General features: G+C 59.6%; 10 protein-coding genes. 5 read left to right on the forward strand and 5 right to left on the reverse strand.

Annotation, left to right across the window (positions count from 1 at the left end; genetic code table 11):
- The 4 genes from AB4043_RS11365 to AB4043_RS11380 form a co-directional block, all read right to left on the reverse strand.
- Positions 1-399, reverse strand: a 399-nt coding sequence (locus tag AB4043_RS11365) for an MBL fold metallo-hydrolase (protein WP_442307083.1), incomplete at its 3' end; no start/stop codon positions are given.
- Positions 400-585: 186 nt separating this feature from the next.
- On the reverse strand, positions 586-1728 hold the full coding sequence (locus AB4043_RS11370) for a glutathionylspermidine synthase family protein (protein WP_442301419.1): 1143 nt from the start codon (positions 1726-1728) through the stop codon (positions 586-588).
- Positions 1725-2054, reverse strand: coding sequence for a hypothetical protein (locus AB4043_RS11375; protein WP_442301418.1), 330 nt, complete (start codon positions 2052-2054; stop codon positions 1725-1727). Before AB4043_RS11375 ends, AB4043_RS11370 begins: the two co-directional genes overlap by 4 nt.
- Before the next feature lie 88 nt (positions 2055-2142).
- The gene (locus tag AB4043_RS11380; RefSeq protein WP_442307084.1) at positions 2143-3036 is read right to left on the reverse strand and encodes a pyridoxal-phosphate-dependent aminotransferase family protein; all 894 of its coding nucleotides are present in this window, start codon (positions 3034-3036) and stop codon (positions 2143-2145) included.
- 202 nt (positions 3037-3238) lie between these two features.
- Here AB4043_RS11380 and AB4043_RS11385 point away from each other — a divergent pair, with 202 nt between their 5' ends.
- The 3 genes from AB4043_RS11385 (at position 3239) to AB4043_RS11395 (ending at position 5285) form a co-directional block, all read left to right on the forward strand.
- Positions 3239-3706: a GatB/YqeY domain-containing protein gene (locus AB4043_RS11385; protein ID WP_442307085.1), complete on the forward strand. Its 468-nt coding sequence runs from the start codon at positions 3239-3241 to the stop codon at positions 3704-3706.
- Complete coding sequence (locus AB4043_RS11390; protein WP_442301415.1) at positions 3707-4345, forward strand: ribonuclease HI family protein; 639 nt, start codon at positions 3707-3709, stop codon at positions 4343-4345.
- 379 nt (positions 4346-4724) lie between these two features.
- The gene (locus tag AB4043_RS11395; RefSeq protein WP_442301414.1) at positions 4725-5285 is read left to right on the forward strand and encodes a DUF1579 family protein; all 561 of its coding nucleotides are present in this window, start codon (positions 4725-4727) and stop codon (positions 5283-5285) included.
- 174 nt (positions 5286-5459) lie between these two features.
- On the opposite strand, the gene sthA is transcribed toward AB4043_RS11395, so the two are convergent.
- Positions 5460-6857, reverse strand: a complete 1398-nt coding sequence (gene sthA, locus AB4043_RS11400) for a Si-specific NAD(P)(+) transhydrogenase (protein WP_442307086.1) — start codon at positions 6855-6857, stop codon at positions 5460-5462.
- A gap of 107 nt (positions 6858-6964) precedes the next feature.
- Between sthA and AB4043_RS11405 the strand changes: the two genes are divergently transcribed.
- The gene (locus AB4043_RS11405; RefSeq protein ID WP_442301649.1) at positions 6965-7543 is read left to right on the forward strand and encodes a thiamine phosphate synthase; all 579 of its coding nucleotides are present in this window, start codon (positions 6965-6967) and stop codon (positions 7541-7543) included.
- Between the two features lie 35 nt (positions 7544-7578).
- Positions 7579-8183: CocE/NonD family hydrolase (locus tag AB4043_RS11410; protein WP_442307087.1), on the forward strand; the 605-nt coding region annotated here is incomplete at its 3' end.

Raw genomic sequence — 8183 nt, forward strand, 5'->3', positions numbered from 1 at the left:
CTTCGGAGCAGAGTAAGCAAAGTCCTTCTTACCGCCCGACTCAGCCAGATCCACATCGCCATCCATCACCAGGAACTTCGCTCCTGTCTCCTTCACCACCTGCGCCGCAGCTCCCACATGGTCGAAGTGCGCCTGGCTTGAGAGCAACAGCTTGGTGTCTGTCCACTTGAAGCCCAGTGCAGCGACGTTCTCTTTCACGAGCTTGATCTCGTCCTGATCGCCGACATTCAACAGAATGTTGCCTTGCGGCGTCACGATAAGAAACGCCGCCTCAAAACTGTCGCCAACGTAATAGAGATTCCCCGCAATCTTGTGCGGAGGAAAGTTCGGATACACAGCGGCATGCGCGCACAACGAGCACACAAACAGGGCGCCAAAAAGGGCGAGGCGACGGATCATGCGCCTAGCCTACGCCCGCTGCAAGCAAAGGTTGTATTAACCCTGCTGATGCTCCGGTGGATAACATCTGTGGATTTAAAGCATTTCCCTGTTACGGGGTATCCCGAAAGGAGCGTACAGCGGCGTTTTCATTGAGGAAAACGCCCATAGATGTGGAAGCCCTACGCTACGCCCGCACGGAAATGCTTAGCGGAAAAAATGTGGAACGAAGCGGCTGAAATTCCCCGTAACCGGCTCAGAAGACTCGCGAATCCCCATACCGCCGCACTCCTGATCGATCATCCACAGCCCCAGCACCGGATACTGTCCATCGAAGACCGCCGGCGGCGCCAGCGCCTGATCCACGCACAACCGCTCCGTATAGTCGCCCTCGGTGGCGTAGACCGTTCCGTCCGCACGCACCAGCGTGATATTTGCGCCCTCACGCGAATGCATCGGTTTACGCACCGTTCCCGGTGCAGGCGGCACGCTCAGATCCGCGAAGTATGCCGGCAATAGATTGGGATGATCCGGATACAGCTCCCACAAGATCGCCAGGATGCCTTTGTTCGAGAGCAGCATCTTCCAGATGGGCTCCATCCACTTCACTTCCTGGTAGATCTCCAGCGCCGAAGCGCCGAACTCCTCCTCCACCATCGTCTCCCATGGATAGAGCTTGAAGATGGAGTCGATGCGACGGTTTTCCAGATCGACAAAAATGCGCCGGCCGCTGTCCCATCCGATCTCTTCCATCAGCAACTGTCCGGTGGGAATGCCCGCCTGCTCCGCCGTATCCCGCAGATACGTCGCCGTCAGCAGATCCTCCGGAGCGTTGACACTTGCGAAATACACCGGCTTCGAAAGATACGGAGCAACGTCCTTCCACTTGGCAATCAGACGGTCATGGATCGAGTTGAACTGGTCTGTTCCCGGACGCACCTGCTCCATCCATGTCCACTGGATGACTGCGGCCTCCAGCAATGCCGTGGGCGTGTCTGCGTTGTACTCCAATAGCTTTGGCGGTGTCACACCGTCATAGCTGAAATCGAAACGGCCATAGATCGCGGGTGGTTCCTGCTCCCACGCCCACTCAATCATTGGCACAGCCTCGCCCGCGATCTCCAGCTCGTCGTAGCGCTGGTTGTCGATGACATGCTGGGCGGCGGCGAGACACATCTGCTGCATCTCATTGGCCGCAGCCTCCAGCATGTCGACCTCGGCGGACGAAAACTCATAGCAGGCCGACTCATCCCAGTACGGCGAGCCATCCTCCAGCGTGTGAAAGGTGAGGCCCTGCTCTTCGACGATCCGCTGCCAGTCACTGCGAGGAGAGACGCTGGAACGCTTCATTCGCCACCTCCGTGGCCAAAGGAGCTGCCGAAACCACCACGGCTGACGGTGCCATAACTGTGCCCCGCAAGCGGAACATAGCTGCCGCCGCCGACACGCGTGCCGAGGGCGTAGTTACCCCAACCGCCGTAGTAATAGCGATAGATGTGAGGGATATATCCGGGCTGATTAGAGACCGGCTGCTGCGGCAAACCGCAGAGGCTGTTGTCCACAACCACGCCGCTTTCATCGACGCACCGCTGCATCTCTTTCTGTTTGCAGGCAGTGAGCAGAGCAAGCGCGGTAGCAGCGAGAAGTGGTGCAGTAACGTGCGCGGAGCGTTTCATGGGTTTGAGCCGAAGTGTTTCAGTGGCTTATGGAAGAGTACAGCTTCCGCCGTGAGACATACCCACGGCGGAAGCTTCTGACAGAGAGTTACTTCACACGCTCGGCAAAGACCTTCTGCGCGGCAATGAGTCCCTTACCGAACTCAAGGCCAGGCACCGGCAGCTTGGCGGCAACGGCAACCTGCTCCAGAGCGCCGATGATGGCGATGGTGTCCAGGTAGTCGAAGAAGCCGATGTGCGCGATGCGGAAGAGCGAACCCTTCATCTCGCCCTGACCGTCGGTGACAATAGCCGCGAACTTCGACTTCAGCCCCTTCACGATCACACCCGGATTCTTGGAGGTCTCCATCCGATCCCACGCACGCTGGCTCACCGCCAGGTAGCTCAGGCCTGGAGGCATCATCACAGCCTTCTGCGAGCCTCCGATCAGAACATCCACACCCCATGCATCCATATCGAGATGCGTGGTGCCAAGACCGGTGATCGCATCGACGATCAGCACAGCCTCAGACTTCTCCGCCTTCAGCAGCTCGGCAATTCCCTTCACGTCGTGGCGCACGCCCGTGGAGCTCTCGGTCGCCTGCACAAATACTGCGGTGGTATCCGGCTTCAGCGCAGCCTTCACCGCATCCAGCGAGACGGTCTGGCCGTAGGGGGCGCTGACAACATCCGCATGACATCCAAAGGCCTTGGCCAGGCCTACCCAGCGCTCGCCGAACTTACCGGCGGTCACCACCAGCACGCGGTCGCCGGGCGAAGTCAGATTGGAGACCGCAGCCTCCATGGCGCCCGAACCGGACGAAGAGAGCAGAATCACGTCGTTGGAGGTACCAACGAAATCCTTCAACTGTGAGAGCACCTTGGTGAACAGAGCGCGGAACTCGGGGGTGCGATGGTGAATGTCCGCCGCTGCCATGGCGAACTGTGCTGCCGGGAGCAGGGGTGTCGGACCGGGCGTAAAAAGGCGTGTTTTACGGATCATGATGCCTTGATTGTAGTCTCCGTGTCGATTAGCGAACAGGCAGACCGCGTCTTACAATCAGTAACGGTGGAAGCATCTTCCCTGTTGGTGTAACGCAGAGCTTTCACAATCTTATGGGCGTTTTCCGCAATGAAAACGCCACTGCACGCTGCGTCGGGTACCCAGTAACAGGGAAATGCTCTAGAACCGGAAGGATAGGCATATGGCCATCACAGAACAGATCGGCAAAGACATCATCACCGCGATGAAGGCCAAAGAGGAGCTGCGGCTCACCACGTTGCGCATGGCAAAGGCCGCGCTCAAAAATAAGGAGATCGACAAGCGCGAAGCGCTTACCGACGCCGAAGAGCAGCAGATTCTGACGACACTGATCAAGCAGCGCAAAGACRCCGCCGAGCAGTTCGCCAAGGGCGGCCGTCCGGAGCTCGCCGAGAAGGAACAGGCCGAGATCGTCATCATCGAGGCCTACCTGCCCAAGCAGTCGAGCGACGAAGAGGTTCTCGCCGTGGTGCAGGGCGCCATCGCCACCCTTGCCGAGACCGGCAACAAACCCGGGCCGAAGGACATGGGCGCAGCCATGAAAGTTGTACAGCAGCGCATCGCTGCCAGCGGTCTGCATGCGGACAACAAGCGTGTCTCCGAGATGCTGAAGGCGGAACTGGCGAAATAGATGCGCGAGACACAGGGTTTATTTACAGAAGAAGCCACGAAAGAAGCAGGCTGGGTCTCAGCCTTCTGCGACGGCGGAGCACGCGGTAACCCCGGCCCCGCCGGCTTCGGGGCAGTGCTCTACGCTCCCGACGGCACCGTCCTCGCGGAGCTGAGCGAGTTCCTCGGCTTCCGCACCAACAACTACGCCGAGTACTCCGGCCTTCTGGCCGTGCTTGCCTACGCCATCGAACACAAGATCCCGCGGCTCAAAGTTACTTCGGACTCCGAGCTGATGGTCAAACAGATCCAGGGCAAGTACAAGGTCAGCTCGCCTGACCTGAAGCCCATGTGGGAAGAAGCCAAGCGCCGCATCCGCCAGCTCGATCGCTTCGAGATCGGCCACGCCCTGCGCAACAAGAACAAGGTCGCTGACCGCCTGGCCAACGAGGCCATGGACCGCGGCATGAAACGCGAGAACAAGCCCGACGGCCCACCGCCAGCTCCGCTGAAGGCYACGCCCTACCCGACCAAGTCCACAGCCCCGCCGAATCCCAACGGCAACCCTATGCTCCGCGGCTTCGTCCGCGATGGCGTAGTACACCTTCTCGGCGGCGCAACTCTGCCCGAAGGCGCCTTCGTGAAGGTGATCAAGGAATAGCCCCGCACATACGCTCTCTGTTTGTCATCCCTGAGCGGAGGACCTGCTTTCTTTACCCAACCCGGGTGCCCCCGCCCTCGCAACGCTAGGGTGGGCGTGGAGGCAACAATCTGTCTTTTGTTCAACCAATGTGGCTTCCTTTCCCACCCTAACGTTGTGAGGGTGGGGCACCCGGGTAGTACAAGAATCGGCTCCAAAACAAAAAGCCTGCCTCTACGAGGCAGGCTTTTTCTCAACGACGCGATGGCCTACGACAAGACAGCGATTGTTCTGTTGAAAATTTAGAGACCGGATGTATCATTCCTCGCACGCCCCACCGCGCCGTGAACATGAGTTCTATCCGCCGACACCCACGGCGGGGCCGATTCAGGAGGCGATTATGAAGAAAATGACAGTACTGGTCGCGGTTTGCACGATGCTTCTTGCGACATCACTCCGGGCACAGGCGCCCCAGGGCCCACCGAAGCCAGGACCTGAGCTGAAGAAGCTCGACTATAACGTCGGCACCTGGAAAGTGGAGGGCGAGGCCAAACCATTCGGGTCAATGCCCGGAGGTAAGTTCACCTCCACGGAAACGTGCGAATGGTACTCGGGCGGCTTCTTCGTCATGTGCCACGCGGAAGGCACCGGGCCGATGGGGCCGGAGAAGAGCGCCTCCTTCATGGGATATGACCCGAATGAGAAGGTTTATACCTACCATGCGTTCACCAGCGCCGGCGAAGTTATCGATGCGAAAGGCACGGTGAACGGCGACACCTGGAACTGGACCGCCGAATCCAGGATGGGCGACGCCAAGATGAGTGTGCGCGTCACCATCAAGGAAGTATCCAATACCGAGTACACGTTCAAGCTCGAGATGTCACAGAACGGTGGAGAGTTTGCGGTCGTTGAAGAAGCGACAGGTCACAAGGTAACCGCCGCGGCCCCGGCTAAGATGTAGGTTCCGTATTTCGGCGGGACTTGTGGCGCACCGCGCGGCAACAAACATGGGTTCTTCGCGGCCTAGTGCCACACCTATGTCCTCTCCGGCGACACGGGGAAAACTCGCGCTAAGTGTCCTTAAAACGGAAAAGCCTGCCTCTATGAGGCAGGCTTTTTCTCAACTCCCACAAACCTAATCCAACTTGCTCACACGATTCAATCCATTGAACGCCGCGACCTTGTAGCACTCCGCCAGCGTGGGGTAGTTGAACACCGTGTCCACAAAGTACTCAATCGTTCCACCCAGCGCCATCACCGCCTGGCCAATGTGCAGCAGCTCCGACGCGCCCTCACCGATGATGTGTACACCCAGCAGTGAGTGGTTCTCGCGATGGAAGATCAGCTTCAGACGTCCCGTCGTATCTCCGCGAATCTGTCCGCGCGCAATCTCGCGGTAGTAGGCCACACCGACTTCATACGGCACATCCTCTTCCGTAAGCTGCTCCTCGGTCTTCCCGATGAAGCTGATCTCGGGRATGSTGTAGATGCCGTACGGGTAGTAGCTCGGGTTCGACAGAATCGTCTCGTCGCCAAACGCACGCGCCGCAGCCACACGGCCCTGCTCCATGCTGACCGAAGCCAGCGAGGGAAAACCGATGACGTCTCCGGCGGCAAAGATATTCGGGCACTTGGTGCGGAAGTCCTTATCGACCGGAATACGGCCGCGGTTATCCGCCTCAACACCGATCGCCGCAAGATTCAGCTCATCGACATTGCCCTGACGTCCGACCGCATACAGCAACGTATCGCCCGTTACCTTCTTCTTCGACTCGAGGTTGGCGACCACCGTGCCGTCCTCCATCGATTCCACTGACTCCACCTCTTCGTTCAGGCGCATGGTCACGCGCGAGTCGCGGAGGTGATAGCTGAGCGATTCGACGATCTCCTGATCGGCAAACTCCAGCAGCCGTGGACGGCGCTCAATCAGCGTGCAGCGCACGCCGAGAGCGGCGAACATGCAGGTGTACTCCACACCGATCACACCGCCGCCGACGATGATCATCGTCTTGGGCAGAGTCTTCAGATCGAGCACCAGGTCGGAGTTGATGACGGTCGTGCCATTAATCGGCACCTTCGGCGAGGTCGCCGGCTTGGTCCCCGTCGCAATCAGCGTCGCCGCCGCCTCATACACCGTCGATCCACGGGAGTTGGTCACACGGACATGCGTGGGATCTTCAAAGCCAGCTGAACCGGTCAGAACTTCGATGTTATTGCGTGAGAGCTGCGCCTGGGTCACGTCAATCTCGGTCTTGATAACGTGCTGCACACGGAAGGCCAGGTCGGCCATCGTGATGCGCTCTTTCACCCGGTAGTTCATGCCGTAGATGGAGCGGTAGTTGTAGCCGGAGAGATGCAGCACGGCCTCGCGCATGGTCTTCGACGGAATGGTGCCTGTATTGATACAGGCGCCGCCAACGACCTCGCGGTTCTCCACCAGTGCGACCCTTTTGCCAAGTTTCGCGCCATGGATGGCGGCACGCTGACCGGCCGGGCCGGAACCGATAACGATCAGATCGTAAACACTGCTCATGCGCTCTTAAGGATGATCCCCGGTTTGCTCGTTTGGTTATACGTTGACGGGTCGCTTCTCTACGTTGTCAAACCCTAAGCTAACACAGGGGTTAGACTGTCACCTTGATGACTCGGTGTGCGATCACCAATCGAAAGATAGTTTCATCAGAGGAACAAGCCGCCCGGCTTGCCCTCCTCGACCTGGCATGCCGTTGGGCGAACTCCGGCATCGACTATTTGCAGTTGAGAGAAAAGGACTTAGAGGCTGCGGAGATGGTTTCGCTGGCCCGCCAGATGCTCGCCGAACTCTCCGGCAGCCGGACCAGACTGCTGATCAACGGCCGCCTGGACGTCGCCCTGGCCGCCGGAGCGCATGGAGTTCACCTGACCTCCCGGGAGGGAGAACTGACCCCGGCACAGGTCCGCTCAATCTTTCCCGAGGCCATCATCAGCGTCTCCTGCCACACCCCCGACGACGTCTGCCGCTCCCTTGACGCAGACTTCCTGCTCTTCGGGCCGGTCTTTGAAAAGTCCGTCCTCGGCGAACGGGTCGCCGAAGGTTCAGGTATTGAGCTGCTCCGCCAGGCGTGCCTTGCCGCCGGCCAGATTCCCGTCCTCGCCCTTGGCGGTATCACCGCCGCAAACACCAAAGCTTGCCTCGAGGCCGGAGCCGCAGGAATTGCGGGCATCCGGCTCTTCCTCTGACATATTCTGATATTTCACACAGGAGAACCCGCACGATGAAGCTTCACGGCCTTGCCGCAGCCGCCATCTTTGCCGCAGGCTGCGCCTTTGCGCAGACGACTGAGATCCACAACGATATTCCCGCCTCGTTCACGCCGCCCAAACAGCAGGCCGAGACCGTGACCAAGCCCGAGTGGGACTACACCAAGCGCGTCGAGATGGTGCCCATGCGCGACGGCACCAAGCTCTACACCGTCATCGTGATCCCCAAAGGCGCGAAGAACGTGCCCTTAATCCTGACCCGCACGCCCTACAACGCCGCCTCCCGCGCCGCGGCAGCCCGCACCCCTATCGCGACCGGCAATGCCGCCTCGCCCGAGCGTGGTGCAGGGAAGCAGGACTCAGCCCATATGATCGACGAGCTTGGCCTCGCCGACGAGGTCTTCGTCAACGCCGGCTGGATCCGTGTTTATCAGGACGTTCGCGGTAAGTACGGCTCTGAGGGTCCCTACCTGATGACGCCTCCGCAGGTCGGTCCCTACAACGCCACCGGCGCCGACGACACCATGGATGCGTATGACACCATCGACTGGCTGGTGAAACACGTGCCCGAGTCCAACGGCCGTGTCGGTATGCTCGGCTCTTCCTACGAGGGCTACAC

Source organism: Terriglobus sp. YAF25 (genome assembly GCF_052113305.1).
Lineage (GTDB): Bacteria > Acidobacteriota > Terriglobia > Terriglobales > Acidobacteriaceae > Terriglobus.

Excerpts from the sequence above, each read along its gene's own strand:
- AB4043_RS11370 (WP_442301419.1), bottom strand. The coding sequence starts at position 1,728 with ATGAAGCGTTCCAGCGTCTCTCCTCGCAGTGACTGGCAGCGGATCGTC.
- AB4043_RS11375 (WP_442301418.1), bottom strand. The coding sequence starts at position 2,054 with ATGAAACGCTCCGCGCACGTTACTGCACCACTTCTCGCTGCTACCGCG.
- AB4043_RS11380 (WP_442307084.1), bottom strand. The coding sequence starts at position 3,036 with ATGATCCGTAAAACACGCCTTTTTACGCCCGGTCCGACACCCCTGCTC.
- AB4043_RS11395 (WP_442301414.1), top strand. The coding sequence starts at position 4,725 with ATGAAGAAAATGACAGTACTGGTCGCGGTTTGCACGATGCTTCTTGCG.
- AB4043_RS11405 (WP_442301649.1), top strand. The coding sequence starts at position 6,965 with ATGACTCGGTGTGCGATCACCAATCGAAAGATAGTTTCATCAGAGGAA.